We start from the raw sequence: 17,410 nt of genomic DNA, 5'->3' as shown, positions 1-17,410 counted from the left end.
CACTTATTATTATAAAGATAAGCATTTAATAAGTAAACCTCTAATTTTGTAAAAATGATGGAAATAAATGGATTTATTCAACCGTTTCATAAGAAAATAAATTAATGAAATAAAAATTCTGATGAAAAAAAATAAAATAGAAGAAGTTCCCGATATTAATGTAGAGGAGGGATTTATGGAAAAACTATTACATACAATATTGAATGATGCAATCACTAAAAAAACTTCAGACGTACACTTTATACCCGAAGCTGATAATGTCATGATGAAATTCAGAATTGGAGGTAATATGTATGCTTATAATCAGTTAAATACTGAACAATTCGAAAAATTATTATCATATGTAAAATTTATAACACATCTTGATGTTTCTGAAAAAAATAAAGCACAGAGCGGTATATTGACCTATGAGAAGGATGAAATACTTTACAATATTAGGGCATCGACATTACCACATACGATTGGACATGAAGCTTGTGTGATGCGAATAATTCCAGCATTATTTAGTCAAAATATTTCAATCGAACAGGAATTATTATCTTTAATGCATAAAGGAAGCGGATTAATTTTGATTAGTGGTCCTACGGGATGCGGAAAAAGTACATTGATGTACCAAATGTTAAATTATGCAGCGAAAAATTTAAATAAACAGATTATTTCGATTGAAGATCCCGTTGAACAGAGAATTCAAGGTATGATTCAAATCAATGTAAATAAAAAAGCTAGTATAACATATCAGAATGCAATAAAGGCCATTCTTCGCTGTGATCCGGATATTATTATGATAGGAGAAATTCGTGATGCTGAAACTGCAAAACAAGTCATCAATGCAAGTTTAAGTGGTCATCTTGTGCTGTCGACACTCCATGCAAATACATGTTTTGGTGCTATTCATCGGTTGATGGAAATGGGGGTAACCAAAGTTGAACTTGAGCAGTGTCTGGAAATAATCATTAATCAGCGATTAGTAAATACTACTACAAATCGAACACGTATTTTTGAGCAGTTGATAAAAGGCGATGTACGTAATTATTTAAATGATAGAAAAGTTCAGCATTATCATCCTTTATCAGAACAATTGCAAGTTATGCACGACGAAGAAAAGATTACGCAGCTGGAGTATGAACGTTATGCTTTGGAATAGAAACAAATTAAAATTATATGAAGATGATTTTTTAATCCGCTTAAGTGAGATGACGCAAAACGGCTTTACACAATATGAAGCAATTAAGTTTTTATTTTCTCAATATGATGAAGTAAAATCTTCAGATAAGAAATTGGTATTATCTGCACTTGAACAAGGCAAAACTTTATCGGATTGTCTGAAGTTATTAAACTATAGTAATCATATTGTAATGCAGGTTCATTTCAGTGAGTCATTTGGAAATGTTAACGAAACGTTAAAACATTGCTATGCTTATAATCTTTCAAAACGGAAACTGAAACAGCAGTTTATAAAGACGATTCAATATCCGTTAGTACTTATCATTATATTTATCGCATTAATCATTACTGTTAATCATACTGTACTCCCACAATTTAAAAATATGTATAGTTCAATGGGTGTGACCTTAAGCAAAGAACTCATAATCCTTACAAATATACTATATACACTTCCACAAATAATTATATATACAATATTACTTCTCATTTCTCTAATACTTTATTATTTTCTTATTTTTAAAAAATCCAATATTAAAAATCAACTTTATACCATTAAAAAAATTCCGGTTATTAATCAACTGTTTCGTTTATTTATAACTTATCGTGTAAGTGCTGAACTTTCATTCTTTTTAAGTAATGGTGTCATGATGAAAAACGTCATCTCAATTTTAGAAGGTCAAAATAATGATCAAACGTTAAGTTATATTGCAGCTTGCATTAACCAGGAATTGATCAAAGGTGAAGCACTTCCTGATGCAGTTTCTAAATTGCAGTTATTTGAAAAGTCTATGATTCAATTTATGCAGCATGGAGAGAAGAATTCGAAGTTAGATAGAGAACTCGAATATTATAGTCAGTACGTCTTTAAAAAATTTGAACTGAGGATTTTCAAATTGATTAAAAGTATCCAGCCAATCATCTTTATTGTTTTAGGATTATTAATTGTCGCAATGTATTTAGTCATTATATTACCGATGCTCCAGATGATGGAGGGCATTCAATAGGAGGAATAACAATGTATAAATTTATTAAAACACAAAGTAATCATTTTGTTCGATCTTTTAAAAATCAATTCAGTAAAAATGATGGATTTACTTTAATAGAAATGCTGCTTGTTTTGCTTGTTATTTCGGTATTAATCATTGTGATTATTCCAAATATCGCAAAACAATCTGATAATGTTCAGAATACAGGTTGTACAGCACAGGTGAAGATGGTACAAGGACAAATAGAAGCATATAAACTTCAGAATGGAAAGACGCCAACGTCGATTAATGAACTTGTACCGGAATTTTTAAAGGAAAATCAGGTGAAATGTAAAAATGGTGATCCAATCAATATTGAAAATGGAGAAGCGGTGGCACAAAAACAATAATGGATTTAGTTATATTGAATCATTACTTGTATTGTTAATCATCGTTATCATCATTATCATCGTTCCAGTCACAAAAATTGATGAAAATGAAGTGCTAGATGAAGAAATTAACGATGAAATTATTTCTTTACTAAATTATTATCAAACGAAATCTTATGAAACAGGTGAAGTTATAGTTGTATCGTTCCCACCAAGGAACGATACAATCTATATTCAATCAAAAGTTTTAGGGATTAATAGTAAATATATAATTAATCAAGGTGAAATATATGAAGGAAATAGTTTAGCAAATAGTGAAATCATTTTTAAGAATAATGGAGTTAGAACAGGTGGAACGATTAAATATTATATTGGTGATACACTTTATCAAATCGTTGTACAGATACACAGAGGAAGAATACGAATTGAAAAAGTATGATGGATTTATGCTGATTGATAGCTTGCTTTCTTTTTCAGTAGTCGCTTTAATTACTTTATCTTTGTTGCCAATGTATTTCACATTATCTCATACATATGAGCAAAAGAAAAAATCGTTGGAAATGTATCGAATAGCATATGTAGAAATAGTCATCAATGAAAGAGGTGGTTTCATTGAAGGTGACCAGATCTGTTATAAGAAAGATAAAGTATACTGCATTAAGAAAAAGTAATGGTTTTACGATGATCGAAATGATGATAAATTTATCAATTATAATAATGATTATGAGTTTGTTACCGCTTATTTATATGAACATTTATCAATTAAGTGGAAAAAGCACAGATCATTTTGATGTTAATAATGCTATGTTCCAAAGAGATCTCTATGACGAATTAAATAATGCTGACTATGTTGAAATCGTAAATAATCAGCTTTGGATATATACCGGAGATGATATTATACAATATCTATATCATAAACATCGCATTATCAGAAAGCTTAATCAAGAGGGATATATTATTATGTTGGAAGGAGTCAAAAATGCATATTTTGAAATACATGATAATGCAGTATACCTATCTATTGAACGTTTCAACAAGCATACAGTTACGTATCAAATCATCTGAAGGCTTTATCTTTCCATCTATGCTGATATTGTTAATGCTTACAATATTATTTTTGAGTTACTTCAGCACAAGATACATGTTAAAATTTAATACATTAGATAATCTTGAGCATTATTATTTTAATGAAATTATTGAAGCTATTTCACAAAAGAAATAGCTTTTTTTAAATAGGGGGATAAATGATGGCAATAGTATTAATTGGTTTTATGGGTGCAGGAAAGACAACTGTTGGAGAATTACTTTCTCGTAAAATGAATATACCCTTTATAGATTTAGATAAAGCCATAGTAGAATTAGAGCATTTATCGATTCCTGCAATATTTGAAAAATTTGGAGAAGCCTATTTTCGTAAATTGGAACACGATGTATTAAAAACATATATAAACAAGAATATTATCATAGCAACTGGAGGAGGTATAATTGAAAATCCGAACAATATAGAAATATTAAAGCAAAACAATTTAAATATTTGGGTAGATGCGAACATTGATACTGTGTATAATAGAATTGTTGGTGATAATAACCGTCCCAATGCTCAGAATAAATCGTTTGAAGAAATTAAAAAGTTGTACAACAGTAGAATTTCACGTTATAATGAAATCGCATACATCAAGGTCTATAATGAACATGATGTAACTTTAAGTGTGCAGGAAATTCACAATCAAATAATGACGGATGATGAAAATTAGAGAGAATGAGTGATCATCGCCGAAGGGGCAAGCTATATAAACTCTCAGGCAAAAGGATAATTTTCGGACGTAACCTGAAGAAATCAACAGGATAGCATTTGCTATGCTGTTTTTTTAATTATATTTTTAGGAGGATAATCATGACTGAATTAAAGAAAACACCATTGTATGACAAATACATTGAAGACGGTGCAAAAGTAATTGACTTTTCTGGATGGGGTTTACCTGTTCAATTCTCTAGCATCAAAGAAGAGCACATTGCTGTTCGTGAAAATGTTGGAATGTTCGATGTAAGTCATATGGGCGAGATCATTGTTGAAGGTGAAAATGCTGTAGAATATCTTCAAAATGTTTTAACGAACGATATTTCAAAGGCAACTGACAGAAAAGCACAATATACAATGATCTGTAACGAAAATGGTGGCGTAATCGACGATTTAGTTGCTTACAAACTTGATGAAAACAAATATTTATTAGTAGTAAATGCAGGTAATACAGACATCGATTTTGAATGGTTACAACAACATACAATTGATGGTGTAACTGTAACGAACGTATCGAAAGAATACGGACAAATTGCGGTTCAAGGTCCTAAAGCATTAGAAATATTAAAGTCACAAGTTAAAGAAGATATTGCATCATTAAAAATGTTTGAATTTATTCAAGATGTTGAAATCTTCGGTAAGAACGTTATCTTTAGTCAATCTGGTTATACTGGTGAACACGGCTTTGAAATTTACTGTGCTGCAGAAGACACAGTTGCAATTTGGGAAGGTTTATTAGATTTAGGTGTTGTACCTTGTGGTTTAGGTGCGCGTGACACATTACGTTTAGAAGCAGCGTTACCATTACATGGACAAGATTTATCTACTGACATTACTCCTTACGAAGCTAAAATGGGCTTCAGCGTAAAATTAGATAAAGGCGATTTTATTGGTCGTGAAGTTCTTGCAAAACAAAAAGAAGAAGGTTTGGCTCGTAAATCAGCTGGATTAGAAATGTTAGAACGTGGCATCGCACGTACAGATTATGAAGTTCAAGATAAAGATGGCAATAAAATTGGTTATGTTACAAGTGGTACCCAATCACCATCTACTGGTCGTTCAATTGCGTTAGCATTGATTAATATCGATCAGACAGAAATTGGTAATGAAGTATTTGTTCAAGTCCGTAAGAAATTAGTGCCAGCAAAAATTGTGAAAACACCATTCCATAAAAATTAAGGGGTTGAAAAAATGAGTCATCGTTATATACCATTAACAGAAACTGATAAAAAAGAAATGATGGATACAATCGGTATCAAGTCTATCGACGAATTATTCCAGGACATTCCTGAACGCGTACGTTTTCAAGGGGATTTAAATATTAAACCTCGTAAAGCAGAAACACCTTTATTAAAAGAATTATCTGCGCTTGCAAATAAAAACATTACGAGTGACACACACGCATCATTTTTAGGTGCTGGTGTTTATGATCATTATATACCTACAGTAGTTGATCATGTTATTTCTCGTAGTGAATTCTATACAGCGTATACACCATATCAACCAGAAATCTCTCAAGGGGAATTACAGGCTATCTTTGAATTCCAGACGATGATTGCTGAACTTACAGGTATGGATTGTGCTAACTCATCTATGTATGATGGTGGAACATCTTTTGCTGAAGCGGCGATGTTAGCATGTGGACACACTAAAAAGAAAAAAATTATTGTATCTAAAGCAGTTAACGACCAATCACGTGCTGTTTTACAAACTTATGCGACGGGTCAACATTTAGAAGTTGTTGAAATTGATGTTAAAGATACTGTGACAGATTTAGATGCTTTAAAAGCAGCAATCGATGAAGATACTGCTTGTGTTATGGTTCAATACCCAAACTTCTTTGGTAGTATTGAAGATTTAGAAACGATTAAATCATACACAGAAGGTACAAAAGCATTATTCGTAGTATCAAGTAACCCTATGAGCTTAGGATTGTTAACACCACCTGGTGAATTTGGTGCTGACATTGTAGTTGGGGATGCACAAGTATTTGGTATCCCAGCTCAACTTGGTGGACCACACTGTGGATATTTCGCAGCAACAAACAAATTAATGCGAAAAATGCCTGGACGTCTTGTTGGTCAAACTCAGGACGACGAAGGTAACCGTGGTTTCGTACTAACTTTACAGGCACGTGAACAACATATTCGTCGTGATAAAGCGACTTCAAATATTTGTTCGAACCAAGCTTTAAATGCATTGGCTGCATCTGTTGCAATGAGCGCATTAGGTAAGAATGGTGTTTATGAAATGGCAAACCAGAACTTACAAAAAGCTAATTATATGAAAGAAAAAATGATTGAAGAAGGTTTCACAGTATTAGCTGGTACAACTTTCAATGAATTCGTAGTTAAATTTAACGCACCAATTTCTGAAATCAATGAAAAATTATTAGAAGATGGATTTATTGGTGGTTATGATCTTGGTCAAGTGGATAGCAAGTATGAAAATCATATGTTAATCGCTGTTACCGAGTTACGAACGAAAGAAGAGATCGATACATTTATCGCGAAAGTAGGTGTGTTCAATGCTTAAAGGAAGCTCTCCATTAATTTTTGAACGTTCAAAAGAAAATCGTTTCAGTTATTCATTACCTGAATTAGAAGTTGAAAATAAAAAAGTTGAAGATATTTTAGATAGCAAGTTCATTCGTAAAGAACGTGCGATGTTACCAGAAATCGCTGAATTAGATTTAATGCGTCATTACACTGAATTATCTAATAAAAACCACGGTGTTGACTCTGGATTCTATCCACTTGGTTCTTGTACGATGAAATACAATCCAAAAATCAACGAAAAAGTTGCTCGTATGGCTGGATTTGCAGCAGCGCATCCATTACAAGATGAAAAAACGATTCAAGGTTCGTTAGAAGTGATTTATGATTTACAAGAACACTTAAAAGAAATTACTGGTATGGATGAAGTTACACTTCAACCTGCAGCAGGTGCACATGGTGAGTGGACTGCATTAATGATGATTCGTGCGTTCCACGAAGCGAATGGAGACCACAACCGTACAAAAGTAATCGTACCAGACTCAGCACATGGTACTAACCCGGCATCAGCAACAGTTGCTGGTTTTGAAACAGTTACAGTAAAATCAAACGAATTTGGATTAGTTGATATTGAAGATTTAAAACGTGTAGTTGGACCAGATACAGCTGCGATCATGTTAACAAACCCAAATACATTAGGTTTATTTGAAGAAGATATTTTAGAAATTCGTGAAATCGTTCATGCTGCCGGTGGTAAATTATACTATGATGGTGCAAACTTAAATGCAATCATGAGTAAAGTACGTCCTGGAGATATGGGATTTGACGCAGTTCACTTAAACTTACACAAAACATTCACTGGACCACACGGTGGTGGTGGACCAGGATCTGGACCAGTTGGTGTGAAAGCTGATTTAGTACCATTCTTACCAAAACCACATATTATTAAGACTGAAGATGGATTTAAATTTGATTATGATCGTGAACAATCTATCGGACGTGTTAAGCCATTCTACGGTAACTTTGGTATTTACTTACGTGCATACACGTATATCCGTACAATGGGACCAGATGGCTTAAAAGAAGCATCTGAAGTGGCTGTATTAAATGCGAACTACATGATGAGAAGATTACAAGACTATTTCGTATTACCATACGATCGTCATTGTAAGCATGAATTTGTAATCAGTGGTTCTAAACAGAAGAAACTTGGTGTGAGAACGTTAGATATGGCAAAACGTCTGTTAGACTTTAACTTCCATCCGCCAACAATCTATTTCCCATTAAACGTTGAGGAATGTATGATGATTGAACCTACTGAAACTGAATCTAAAGAAACATTGGATTCATTCTGTGATACGATGATTCAAATCGCTAAAGAAGCAGAAGAAAATCCAGATATCGTATTAGAAGCACCACATGATACTGTTATCGGCCGTCTTGATGAAACAATGGCAGCACGTAAACCAGTATTAAAATATTCAGGAACGATTGAAAAGTAATATAGAGTTTTAAGTTTAAGCAAAGCATGAATTCTTTCGTGCTTTGCTTATTTATATTAAAAATAAAAAAACGAGACAAATTTGTCTCGTCAAGAATTATAAAATTATTTTTTCACTTTTAAATCATATTTCCAGTCTTTATAGCCATTTTTCAGCATATAAAGATTATTGTAGCCGTGTTTTTTCAGCATGCGCGCTGCACGATAACTTGAGATACCATTTGCATCTACGAAGTAGATTGGTTGATCTTTACGTAACCCAAGCATTCTCGTTCTGAATATTGTCATAGGAATGTTTCTTGCACCGTTAATATGTCCGTAATCATAATCTGCTTTTTCACGTAAATCGATGACCTGCGCTTTTCTTAAACCGCTTTTAAAGTCATCTTGACTTAATTCAGTAACAGCTTTACGATTGATAGAGTAATTAATTAGAATGTAAACTAACAAAGCAAGAAGTACGATTCCTAAAATATACCACATCGTCATTTTAGTAGTCCTCCTTTTATAATCATAGATTTATTATAGTAATAAAATCATATGATTTCAAAGTTATTTTACTTTTATTTTATTTTTATTTTGTGTGATTACGTTGGGGAGTTTGATTGAGATGGAAAATAGTAAAAAAGAAGAATGGTTATTTTTAAATACGAAGCAAAATGATCCTTATTTTAATATGGCGTTGGATGAAGCATTGCTTAATTTTGTTTCAGAAGGTAAGCTGCCTCCTGTTATTCGATTTTATGGATGGAATCCTGCGACACTTTCAATCGGTTATTTTCAAAAAATAGAAAAAGAAATTGATTTAGAAAAGGTAAAATCAAAAGGATATGGTTTAGTACGACGTGCTACAGGCGGTCGTGGTGTACTACATGATAAAGAACTTACATATAGCGTTATTGTACCTGAAGCGCATCCTGAAATGCCGAAGACTGTTACTGAAGCTTATCGTGTTATTTCTCAAGGTCTACTCGAAGGTTTTATTGATTTAGGCTTTGATGCTTATTTCGCTGTTCCCAGAACAGAAGAACAACGCGCTAAACTGAAAGATCCTAGAAGTTCAGTCTGCTTTGATGCACCTAGCTGGTACGAACTGGTTGTAGAGGGGCGTAAAATTGCTGGCAGTGCACAAACCCGTCAAAAAGGTGTGATACTTCAACATGGTTCTATTTTGCAGTCCATTGACGTTGACGAGCTTTTTGACTTATTTACATATCAAAATCCGAGACTTAAAGATAAGATGAAAAAAGCCTTTTATTCTAAGGCGGTCAGTATACAGGATCTAACAGATAAAGAAATAACGATAGAAATGATGGAAGAAGCATTCTTTAAAGGTTTTGAAAAAGGTTTAAATAAAAAATTAGTTCCTTTTGAAATGAACGATGCATTAAGAGATGAGACGAATCGTTTAATGGAAAAATATAAAAGCAATGCGTGGACATATCGAAAATGATTACTTAAAGTCATGCATTTATAAATAAGAAAACTGGTATGATTCATTTAAGGAATCATACCAGTTTTCTTATTGGAACTGTATTTCATTGAATTGATCGATTACTTTCTGTAAGGTAGCTTTTCCTTCTGAAACAAGTGCCTTATCCTTTTTATCATATCCTTTTTCAATCTTAGAAATCGCTATTTTCATATGCTTGTTAGCATCCTGAATCTGGTCATGGATATCTTCAAACGTTTTAGGTGGATTCGCTTTTTTAAATGGTGCTTCATATGTTTGAACCGCATCATCGATCGTTTGTTTTACTTCAGATAAACGATCTGACACCATCGCATCTCCTTTCAGTTGATCAATCTTACCTTCAATGTCAGAGTATGTTTTAAATGCAGTAGCTAATTGAGTAGTGTATGCTTTAAAGTTTTGAGTGTACAAGTCATTTGTTATTGTATTGCCACTTTTAGCTTGTTTGAGTTCATTTTCTATATTATTCAATGTGTTATTTTTAGAAATATGTTTCGTTTTTTCGTTTTCAACTTTTTCTTTTAAATGCTCAACTTCTTTAGATAAAGTGTTCTTTTCTTTCGTAAGTTGTTCTGCTTCTGAAGGTCCGCAAGCAGTTAGTAATAGACTCGTCGATAATAGTAAAAATATTTTTTTCATTTTGTTACGCCTCAATTCAAATAGTGTCTTTATATATGTTAACATATATATAATGTTATAAAAAAGCTTATATATAGAGAGGAAGTAAAAATATGAAATTTGAAAAAGTAAATCAATTGTTAGATGATAAATCATTAGATGCTGTTATTGTACTATCACAGTATAACAGAAGATATTTATCTGGATTTACAGGTTCAAGCGGTGCTTTAATCATTTCTAGAGATAAGAAAATTTTAGTAACAGATTTTAGATATATTGAACAGGCTACTGATCAAGCATCTGCATTTGAAATTGTTAAACATAGTCAACCGATACTTGATGAGATTCGCACGTTGATAGAAACATATGGCTATAAATCTATTGGATTTGAGGGAGATCTTATTACATATCAGCAACATCAAAACTTATTAAGCAATCATTATGAACTTGTTAATGTTGCTGGAGAAGTAGAACGTATTCGAATGATAAAGGAGCCGCACGAAATTGAAATCATCCAGAAAGCGGCCGATATCGCTGATGCAACTTTTGAGTATATCTTACAAGTAACGAAGCCTGGTATGACTGAAATGCAGGTTAATAACTTAATGGAGATGAAAATGCGTGAACTAGGGGCAACGGGTTCTTCTTTCGATACAATTGTTGCAAGTGGTCTGCGTGGTGCATTACCGCATGGTGTTGCGAGTGATAAAGTGATTCAGTCTGGTGAGATGATTACATTTGATTACGGTGCGATATATAATGGTTACATATCAGACATAACACGTACGATTGCTGTTGGTGATCCTAGTGAAGAAATGGTAAAGATTTATAACATCGTATTAGAATCACAGATGAAAGCATTAAATGAGATTAAGATGGGTATGTCAGGGATAGAAGCTGATAAAATTGCGAGAGATGTGATTGAATCTTACGGTTACGGAGAAAAATTTGGACATTCATTAGGGCATGGCATAGGGCTAGAAGTTCACGAGGGACCAATGTTATCTTCGAAATCACCTCATATTCTGGAAGAAAACATGTGTGTAACATTAGAACCAGGTATATATGTCGATGGTTTAGGTGGCGTACGTATTGAAGATGATGTTTTAGTTACAAAAAATGGACTAAAGCGCTTTACACATTCAACAAAAGACCTTATTATTTTATAAGAAAGATAATTAGGAGGAAATTTAATGATTTCAGTAAACGATTTTAAGACAGGTTTAACAATTGAAGTAGATAACGGGATTTGGAGAGTTATTGAATTCCAACACGTAAAACCAGGTAAGGGTGCTGCATTCGTACGTTCGAAATTACGTAACTTACGTACTGGTGCTATTCAGGAAAAAACATTCCGTGCTGGTGAAAAAGTTGGTAAAGCACAAATCGATAATAAACGTATGCAATATTTATACGCTTCAGGTGATCAACATGTATTTATGGATAATGAATCTTATGAGCAATTAGAATTGCCAGAAAGCACGATTGAATACGAATTAAAATTCTTAAAAGAAAATATGGAAGTTCATATCCAAATGTATGAAGGAGAAACGTTAGGTGTTGAATTACCTAACACTGTAACATTAGAAGTAACAGAAACAGAACCTGGTATTAAAGGTGATACAGCTCAAGGGGCAACAAAACAAGCAACTGTTGAAACGGGTTATACTTTAAACGTACCTTTATTCGTTAACCAAGGTGATAAATTAATTATCAATACTACTGACGGTTCATATGTATCACGTGGATAAGCAATAAATTTTAATAAAGACATGCACATATTGCATGTCTTTTATTTTTTTCTTGTATTGGTCTGACCACTAGGATAAAATAAATTAGTAACTAGTCATAAAATCTTGTATAAAAAAAGGGGTACATCATGAAATTTGAAGATATTAAAAAACTTGTAGATTTAATAGACGCATCAAAAACATTAACTGAATTAAATTTAGAGCAGGATGAATATAAAATTGTTATCAAAAAAGAAAAAGAAATAGTACAGACACCAATTACTACAACATATGAAGTACCATCAGCACCAGTTATGCCTACACAGCAAATACAGTCACAAACACAATCTCAACCTCAAACAAACGCTATAACACAGGCAGAACATATAGATACTAGCAAGACGATTAACGCACCAATGGTCGGAACATTCTATAAATCACCTTCACCTGAAAGTGCACCATACGTGAGTGTCGGTGATAAAGTCAATGCTGACAGTACAGTATGTATTCTGGAGGCAATGAAATTATTTAATGAAATTCAGGCTGAAATCTCAGGAGAGATTGTAGAAATTCTTGTTGAAGATGGACAAATGGTTGAGTACGGACAACCGTTATTTAAGGTGAAATAATATGAAGAAAGTATTAGTCGCAAATCGTGGCGAGATAGCAGTAAGAATCATTCGTGCGTTAAAAGAGTTAAATATACAGTCAGTAGCTGTCTATTCAGAGGCAGACCGTGATGCCTTACATACTCAAATTGCTGATGAAGCTTATTGTATCGGACCGAAACAATCGAAAGATTCGTATTTAAATATTCCGAATATTTTAATGATCGCAAGCTCTACAGGTTGCGATGGTATTCATCCTGGATATGGTTTTTTAGCTGAGAACGCAAATTTTGCAGAAATGTGCGAAGCATGTCAAATTAAATTTATTGGACCGAGCCACTATTCTATTTCTAAAATGGGTATCAAAGACGTAGCCAAGAAAGAAATGATAAAAGCTGATGTTCCGGTTGTTCCTGGCAGTGACGGATTATTAGAAAGTGTTGAAGATGCATTGACACTTGCGAATCATATGGGTTATCCGGTTATCTTAAAAGCGACTGCTGGTGGCGGTGGAAAAGGGATTCGTGTAGCAAGAAATGATGAAGAACTCCGCAATGGTTATATGATGACTGAACAAGAAGCTGCTACAGCTTTCGGTAATCCAGGGTTATATTTAGAGAAATTTATTGAAGAATTTCGTCATGTTGAAATCCAAATATTAGCCGATCAATACGGTAATGTAATACATCTCGGAGAGCGAGATTGTACCATTCAGCGTCGTATGCAAAAACTTGTAGAAGAATCACCTTCACCGATTCTAGATGACACGACAAGAACGGCAATGGGTCAGGCAGCAGTGCGTGCAGCTGAAGCTGTAAACTATGAAGGTGCTGGTACGGTTGAATTTATCTATGATCTAGCAACGAAAGCATTTTACTTTATGGAAATGAATACACGTATTCAGGTTGAACATCCAGTTACTGAAATGGTGACAGGCATTGATCTGGTGAAATGGCAGATAAAAATTGCCGCAGGGGAAAGACTCACAATACAACAGGATGATGTTAAGATGTCAGGACATGCCATTGAACTTAGAATTAATGCAGAAAATCCTTATAAGAATTTTATGCCATCTCCAGGTCAAATTACACAATATGTTGTGCCAGGTGGGTACGGTGTAAGAATAGATTCAGCGTGTTATACGAACTATAAAATCCCACCTTTTTATGATTCGATGGTGGCCAAATTAATCGTACATCAACCAACACGCGCTGAAGCGATTGAGTGCGCGAAACGTGCACTAGATGAATTTGTTGTAACCGGTGTGGATACGACGATACCTTTCCATCTTGCATTAATGGAAAATGATATTTTTAAATCTAATAAATATAGTACGAAGTTTTTAGAACAAAATGAAATACTTTCATAAAAAAGCGCTTATGCGTTTTTTTATTTTGCATTTAATATTATACTTAAAACATGTTATAGTATTAATATGAGATGGGAGGCATATATCAATGATTGAAACAAATAAAAAAGGCAATTTAGGTACAGTTGAAATTGCACCGAGTGTAATTGAAGTCATCGCATCAATCGCCGTATCTGAAGTCAAAGGTGTATCACTTGTTCAAAAGAACAAATCTCTCGATAAATTAGGCGTTAAAAATCAAAAAGGTGTTAACGTGGAAGTTAAGGGTGAAGATATCATTATCGATGCATACTGTGCTTTCGACTATGGTACAAAAATTTCTAAGACGGCAACACAAGTACAGCAATCTATAAAAAATGCATTAGGTAATATGACTGCGATTAGTCCGAAACAAATCAATGTGCATATCATTAATGTAAAATTTAAAGAAAATTAATTTAGAGGATGCTTGCATCCTCTAAATTTTTGAAGGAGAAACATATGTCAAGAACAGAATCAAGACAACATGCAGTACAAATATTATTTCAATTAGAAACAAAAGAACATGATATTACAATTGAAGAAGCAACAGCATTTATTATTGAACCGCCTCTAAAGGATGAATTTTGTGAATCAATCGTTCGTGGTGTGAAAGCTCAGGAAACAGAAATCGATGGTAATATATCACCGCATCTTAAACAATGGACGCTTGACCGTATCAATAAGATAGATCGTATCATATTAAGAATGAGTACTTATGAATTGCTATACACTGATGCACCTGAAAAAGTAGTTGTCAATGAAGCGGTAAATTTAGCGAAAACTTATAGTGATGATGACAGCTATAAATTTATCAACGGTATTTTAAGTGAAATAATAAAAAATAAAGCGTAGTGATGATATGGAAAAGTATTTAACGGTAAGTGCGTTAAGTAAATATATAAAAGTAAAGTTTGATAGAGACCCTTATTTACAGGAGGTCTATATTAAAGGTGAACTTTCAAATTATAAGCGTCATTCCAGTGGACATCATTATTTTGCATTAAAAGATAATGGTGCCATTATTCAATGTATGATGTTTAGTCGTGATGCCAGTAAATTATCTTTTACTCCTAAAGAGGGAGATAGTGTACTTATTACCGGTCGCGTTTCATCCTATGAAGCACGAGGCAACTATCAATTGTATGTTAATACGATGACGCTTGATGGTATTGGGTTATTATATGAGAAATTTGAACAACTTAAAAAAGAGTTTCAGGAAAAAGGATATTTTAATAGAGAACATAAACAGGCTTTACCAAAATATCCGAAACATATTGCAGTTCTTACAGCAAGTACAGGAGCGGCTGTACAGGATATACGTACTACTTTAAATAATCGATATCCTCTAGCAGAAGTAACGTATATATCAACACTTGTACAAGGTGCAGGTGCTAAAGAAGATATCGTAAAAAATATTGAACAGGCAGATGCTATCGATGCTGATGTAATTATTCTTGGACGTGGTGGAGGATCAATCGAAGATTTATGGGCTTTTAACGAATCCATTGTTGTTGAAGCCATCTATAATGCACGCACACCAATCATCTCAGCAGTAGGACATGAAACGGATACAACATTATCAGATTTTGTAGCAGATTTACGTGCACCAACGCCTACTGGAGCGGCCGTTCTTGCAACGCCAGACGTCCGTGAATTAGATGCGCAGATTAATAAAGCACGTGAATTCATGAATCATAAAATGAACAATATATTACGACATCAAATGCAGCACTTAAATCAGCTTGAGAATTATTATATTTTTAAGAATCCATATATGCTTGTTGAACAAAAGGTTCAGCGAATCGATGAAATTCAGAATAATATGAAGTACCTGGTGAATACGATGCTGCAACAACAAAAGCATCGTACATCAACATTGACACAATTTATTACGCCTAAAACTTTACAGGATAAAGTCAGTCAACTTCAAAAAGATATTGAGAATAAACATCTTCAAATGAATAGAACAATTCAATATATGATGTCAATGAAACAAACAGCATTTCAATCTCGATTGGCACTGCTCAGCAGCTTAAGTCCAACAGAAACATTATTACGAGGATATAGTATTACACGTCATAATGATTTGATTGTGCGTTCTGTAGATGATGTTAACATTGGTGATATGTTAGAAGTTGAAATCAAGGATGGTAAGCTAATCAGTGAAATAATTGAAAAGAAATAACTAGGGGTGTCTTTCATGGCTAAAGATTTTGAAACGATGATGAATGAATTAGAAACGATAGTTAAACAACTTGATAATGAAAATGTGTCTCTTGAAAAATCGATAGAACTTTATGAAGCAGGTGTGAAATTATCTAAAGCATGTCAGGATAAACTGAAAGAAGCAGAGGAGAAAATTGCAAAGCTTCAAGAGGCAGATACTAATGAATAAGGCATATATTGATACGATTAATGATGCAATCGATAAACTCTATCAAGAAAAAGCTGTGTCTTCACAATTAAATGATTCGATAGTCTATTCGCTTAAAGCGGGTGGTAAACGTGTACGTCCGTTACTGTTAATGACTACGCTTGAGAGTCTAGGTGGTAATCCTAATGATGGATTAGCATTTGGCTTGGCGGTTGAAATGATACATACTTATTCATTGATTCATGATGATCTTCCAGCAATGGATGATGATGATTATCGTAGAGGTAAGCTCACAAATCATAAAGTGTACGGTGAGGCGACTGCGATATTAGCAGGAGATGCATTATTAACTGATAGTTTCCATCAAATAATATCAAGCAATTATTCAGACGTAACTAAAATAAAACTGCTAACGTTATTATCAGATGCTGCCGGGTCAAAAGGTATGGTCGCAGGACAGATGCTTGATATGGAGAGCGAAAATAAATCAATTGATATGATGACTTTAGAGACCATTCACCATCATAAAACAGGAGATTTAATTCACGCATCTATCTATGCTGCTGGTATTATTCTGGAACAGAAAGATGATCTTCTGTCGTCACTAGATAAAGTAGGAAGAAATATTGGATTAATGTTTCAGATAAAAGATGATATTTTAGATGTAGAAGGTGATTTCGAGTCAATCGGAAAAGCTGTTGGAAGTGATGTAGAAAATGCAAAAAGCACATACGTCTCTCTAATTGGTCTAGAAGTATCTAAACAAAGACTAAATGAAATCTATAATGAGACGGTAGAAATTGTTGGCAATATTACTTTAAACAAAGCGCCGCTTATAGAATTAATTGATTTTATTGTCAATAGAAACAAATAAAAGCCTTTGCAGGGCTTTTTTTATTTTTCA

21 protein-coding genes and 1 riboswitch are annotated in these 17,410 nt (G+C 33.5%); of the genes, 19 read left to right on the top strand and 2 right to left on the bottom strand.

Annotated elements, in window-relative coordinates:
* Positions 1-175 precede the first annotated feature (175 nt).
* The 9 genes from comGA (at position 176) to gcvPB (ending at position 8,313) form a co-directional block, all read left to right on the top strand.
* A complete protein-coding gene (gene comGA, locus BHU61_RS05275) occupies positions 176-1,144 on the top strand; it encodes a competence type IV pilus ATPase ComGA (RefSeq protein WP_111715166.1) in 969 nt (322 codons plus the stop codon).
* On the top strand, positions 1,131-2,168 hold the full coding sequence (gene comGB / locus BHU61_RS05270) for a competence type IV pilus assembly protein ComGB (protein ID WP_170122461.1): 1,038 nt from the start codon (positions 1,131-1,133) through the stop codon (positions 2,166-2,168). The genes comGA and comGB overlap by 14 nt, the downstream gene beginning before the upstream one ends.
* An 11-nt stretch (positions 2,169-2,179) precedes the next feature.
* Positions 2,180-2,539 carry a competence type IV pilus major pilin ComGC gene (comGC, locus tag BHU61_RS05265; RefSeq protein ID WP_111715163.1) on the top strand — a complete coding sequence of 120 codons (360 nt, stop codon included), beginning with the start codon at positions 2,180-2,182 and terminating at the stop codon, positions 2,537-2,539.
* Complete coding sequence (locus tag BHU61_RS05260) at positions 2,487-2,957, top strand: hypothetical protein (protein WP_170122460.1); 471 nt, start codon at positions 2,487-2,489, stop codon at positions 2,955-2,957. The genes comGC and BHU61_RS05260 overlap by 53 nt, the downstream gene beginning before the upstream one ends.
* Before the next feature lie 179 nt (positions 2,958-3,136).
* Positions 3,137-3,583, top strand: a complete 447-nt coding sequence (locus tag BHU61_RS05255) for a competence type IV pilus minor pilin ComGF (RefSeq protein ID WP_239242759.1) — start codon at positions 3,137-3,139, stop codon at positions 3,581-3,583.
* A gap of 182 nt (positions 3,584-3,765) precedes the next feature.
* Positions 3,766-4,272 (top strand): shikimate kinase, encoded by a 507-nt coding sequence (locus BHU61_RS05250; RefSeq protein ID WP_111715158.1) that lies wholly within the window; start codon positions 3,766-3,768, stop codon positions 4,270-4,272.
* A riboswitch (glycine riboswitch) is annotated at positions 4,259-4,342 on the top strand. It overlaps the preceding gene by 14 nt.
* Positions 4,343-4,409: 67 nt before the next feature.
* Complete coding sequence (gene gcvT / locus BHU61_RS05245) at positions 4,410-5,495, top strand: glycine cleavage system aminomethyltransferase GcvT (protein ID WP_111715536.1); 1,086 nt, start codon at positions 4,410-4,412, stop codon at positions 5,493-5,495.
* A gap of 12 nt (positions 5,496-5,507) precedes the next feature.
* Positions 5,508-6,851, top strand: a complete 1,344-nt coding sequence (gene gcvPA / locus BHU61_RS05240; protein ID WP_111715156.1) for an aminomethyl-transferring glycine dehydrogenase subunit GcvPA — start codon at positions 5,508-5,510, stop codon at positions 6,849-6,851.
* A complete protein-coding gene (gene gcvPB, locus BHU61_RS05235) occupies positions 6,844-8,313 on the top strand; it encodes an aminomethyl-transferring glycine dehydrogenase subunit GcvPB (RefSeq protein WP_099578421.1) in 1,470 nt (489 codons plus the stop codon). The genes gcvPA and gcvPB overlap by 8 nt, the downstream gene beginning before the upstream one ends.
* 104 nt (positions 8,314-8,417) lie before the next feature.
* Here the strand turns inward: gcvPB and BHU61_RS05230 are convergent, their stop codons facing one another.
* On the bottom strand, positions 8,418-8,801 hold the full coding sequence (locus tag BHU61_RS05230) for a rhodanese-like domain-containing protein (RefSeq protein WP_096076370.1): 384 nt from the start codon (positions 8,799-8,801) through the stop codon (positions 8,418-8,420).
* 121 nt (positions 8,802-8,922) lie between these two features.
* On the opposite strand from BHU61_RS05230, the gene BHU61_RS05225 reads away from it, so the two are divergent.
* Positions 8,923-9,765 carry a lipoate--protein ligase family protein gene (locus BHU61_RS05225; RefSeq protein WP_111715155.1) on the top strand — a complete coding sequence of 281 codons (843 nt, stop codon included), beginning with the start codon at positions 8,923-8,925 and terminating at the stop codon, positions 9,763-9,765.
* 69 nt (positions 9,766-9,834) lie between these two features.
* Here the strand turns inward: BHU61_RS05225 and BHU61_RS05220 are convergent, their stop codons facing one another.
* Positions 9,835-10,425: an LXG domain-containing protein gene (locus BHU61_RS05220; protein WP_111715153.1), complete on the bottom strand. Its 591-nt coding sequence runs from the start codon at positions 10,423-10,425 to the stop codon at positions 9,835-9,837.
* 92 nt (positions 10,426-10,517) lie between these two features.
* On the opposite strand from BHU61_RS05220, the gene BHU61_RS05215 reads away from it, so the two are divergent.
* From BHU61_RS05215 to BHU61_RS05175, 9 genes are all read left to right on the top strand, one after another.
* Complete coding sequence (locus BHU61_RS05215; protein WP_111715152.1) at positions 10,518-11,573, top strand: M24 family metallopeptidase; 1,056 nt, start codon at positions 10,518-10,520, stop codon at positions 11,571-11,573.
* A 24-nt stretch (positions 11,574-11,597) separates the two neighbouring features.
* Positions 11,598-12,155: an elongation factor P gene (gene efp / locus BHU61_RS05210; protein WP_096076375.1), complete on the top strand. Its 558-nt coding sequence runs from the start codon at positions 11,598-11,600 to the stop codon at positions 12,153-12,155.
* Positions 12,156-12,283: 128 nt separating this feature from the next.
* Positions 12,284-12,763 carry an acetyl-CoA carboxylase biotin carboxyl carrier protein gene (gene accB / locus BHU61_RS05205; protein ID WP_111715150.1) on the top strand — a complete coding sequence of 160 codons (480 nt, stop codon included), beginning with the start codon at positions 12,284-12,286 and terminating at the stop codon, positions 12,761-12,763.
* A 1-nt stretch (position 12,764) separates the two neighbouring features.
* Positions 12,765-14,111 (top strand): acetyl-CoA carboxylase biotin carboxylase subunit, encoded by a 1,347-nt coding sequence (gene accC, locus BHU61_RS05200; RefSeq protein ID WP_111715148.1) that lies wholly within the window; start codon positions 12,765-12,767, stop codon positions 14,109-14,111.
* Between the two features lie 88 nt (positions 14,112-14,199).
* The gene (locus BHU61_RS05195; protein ID WP_111715147.1) at positions 14,200-14,547 is read left to right on the top strand and encodes an Asp23/Gls24 family envelope stress response protein; all 348 of its coding nucleotides are present in this window, start codon (positions 14,200-14,202) and stop codon (positions 14,545-14,547) included.
* Positions 14,548-14,591: 44 nt separating this feature from the next.
* Positions 14,592-14,984 carry a transcription antitermination factor NusB gene (gene nusB, locus BHU61_RS05190; RefSeq protein ID WP_111715145.1) on the top strand — a complete coding sequence of 131 codons (393 nt, stop codon included), beginning with the start codon at positions 14,592-14,594 and terminating at the stop codon, positions 14,982-14,984.
* A gap of 7 nt (positions 14,985-14,991) precedes the next feature.
* Positions 14,992-16,317, top strand: coding sequence for an exodeoxyribonuclease VII large subunit (gene xseA, locus BHU61_RS05185; protein WP_111715143.1), 1,326 nt, complete (start codon positions 14,992-14,994; stop codon positions 16,315-16,317).
* 15 nt (positions 16,318-16,332) lie between these two features.
* Entirely contained in the window at positions 16,333-16,527 is a 195-nt protein-coding gene (gene xseB, locus BHU61_RS05180; protein ID WP_255724882.1) for an exodeoxyribonuclease VII small subunit, read from the top strand.
* Positions 16,520-17,380 carry a polyprenyl synthetase family protein gene (locus BHU61_RS05175; protein ID WP_111715140.1) on the top strand — a complete coding sequence of 287 codons (861 nt, stop codon included), beginning with the start codon at positions 16,520-16,522 and terminating at the stop codon, positions 17,378-17,380. Before xseB ends, BHU61_RS05175 begins: the two co-directional genes overlap by 8 nt.
* Positions 17,381-17,410 lie beyond the last annotated feature (30 nt).

The organism is Macrococcus epidermidis (genome assembly GCF_003259695.1).
Taxonomy (GTDB): Bacteria; Bacillota; Bacilli; order Staphylococcales; family Staphylococcaceae; genus Macrococcoides; species Macrococcoides epidermidis.
This window is presented reverse-complemented; position numbering and strand designations above follow the sequence as displayed.

What these genes read in the sequence shown, in the direction of transcription:
- BHU61_RS05220 (WP_111715153.1), bottom strand. Translation starts at nt 10,425, where the DNA reads ATGAAAAAAATATTTTTACTATTATCGACGAGTCTATTACTAACTGCT.
- BHU61_RS05250 (WP_111715158.1), top strand. Translation starts at nt 3,766, where the DNA reads ATGGCAATAGTATTAATTGGTTTTATGGGTGCAGGAAAGACAACTGTT.
- xseA (WP_111715143.1), top strand. Translation starts at nt 14,992, where the DNA reads ATGGAAAAGTATTTAACGGTAAGTGCGTTAAGTAAATATATAAAAGTA.
- accB (WP_111715150.1), top strand. Translation starts at nt 12,284, where the DNA reads ATGAAATTTGAAGATATTAAAAAACTTGTAGATTTAATAGACGCATCA.
- BHU61_RS05225 (WP_111715155.1), top strand. Translation starts at nt 8,923, where the DNA reads ATGGAAAATAGTAAAAAAGAAGAATGGTTATTTTTAAATACGAAGCAA.
- comGA (WP_111715166.1), top strand. Translation starts at nt 176, where the DNA reads ATGGAAAAACTATTACATACAATATTGAATGATGCAATCACTAAAAAA.
- BHU61_RS05195 (WP_111715147.1), top strand. Translation starts at nt 14,200, where the DNA reads ATGATTGAAACAAATAAAAAAGGCAATTTAGGTACAGTTGAAATTGCA.
- BHU61_RS05230 (WP_096076370.1), bottom strand. Translation starts at nt 8,801, where the DNA reads ATGACGATGTGGTATATTTTAGGAATCGTACTTCTTGCTTTGTTAGTT.
- BHU61_RS05175 (WP_111715140.1), top strand. Translation starts at nt 16,520, where the DNA reads ATGAATAAGGCATATATTGATACGATTAATGATGCAATCGATAAACTC.
- BHU61_RS05260 (WP_170122460.1), top strand. Translation starts at nt 2,487, where the DNA reads ATGGTGATCCAATCAATATTGAAAATGGAGAAGCGGTGGCACAAAAAC.
- comGC (WP_111715163.1), top strand. Translation starts at nt 2,180, where the DNA reads ATGTATAAATTTATTAAAACACAAAGTAATCATTTTGTTCGATCTTTT.
- nusB (WP_111715145.1), top strand. Translation starts at nt 14,592, where the DNA reads ATGTCAAGAACAGAATCAAGACAACATGCAGTACAAATATTATTTCAA.
- xseB (WP_255724882.1), top strand. Translation starts at nt 16,333, where the DNA reads ATGGCTAAAGATTTTGAAACGATGATGAATGAATTAGAAACGATAGTT.
- gcvPA (WP_111715156.1), top strand. Translation starts at nt 5,508, where the DNA reads ATGAGTCATCGTTATATACCATTAACAGAAACTGATAAAAAAGAAATG.
- gcvPB (WP_099578421.1), top strand. Translation starts at nt 6,844, where the DNA reads ATGCTTAAAGGAAGCTCTCCATTAATTTTTGAACGTTCAAAAGAAAAT.
- accC (WP_111715148.1), top strand. Translation starts at nt 12,765, where the DNA reads ATGAAGAAAGTATTAGTCGCAAATCGTGGCGAGATAGCAGTAAGAATC.
- efp (WP_096076375.1), top strand. Translation starts at nt 11,598, where the DNA reads ATGATTTCAGTAAACGATTTTAAGACAGGTTTAACAATTGAAGTAGAT.
- comGB (WP_170122461.1), top strand. Translation starts at nt 1,131, where the DNA reads ATGCTTTGGAATAGAAACAAATTAAAATTATATGAAGATGATTTTTTA.
- BHU61_RS05215 (WP_111715152.1), top strand. Translation starts at nt 10,518, where the DNA reads ATGAAATTTGAAAAAGTAAATCAATTGTTAGATGATAAATCATTAGAT.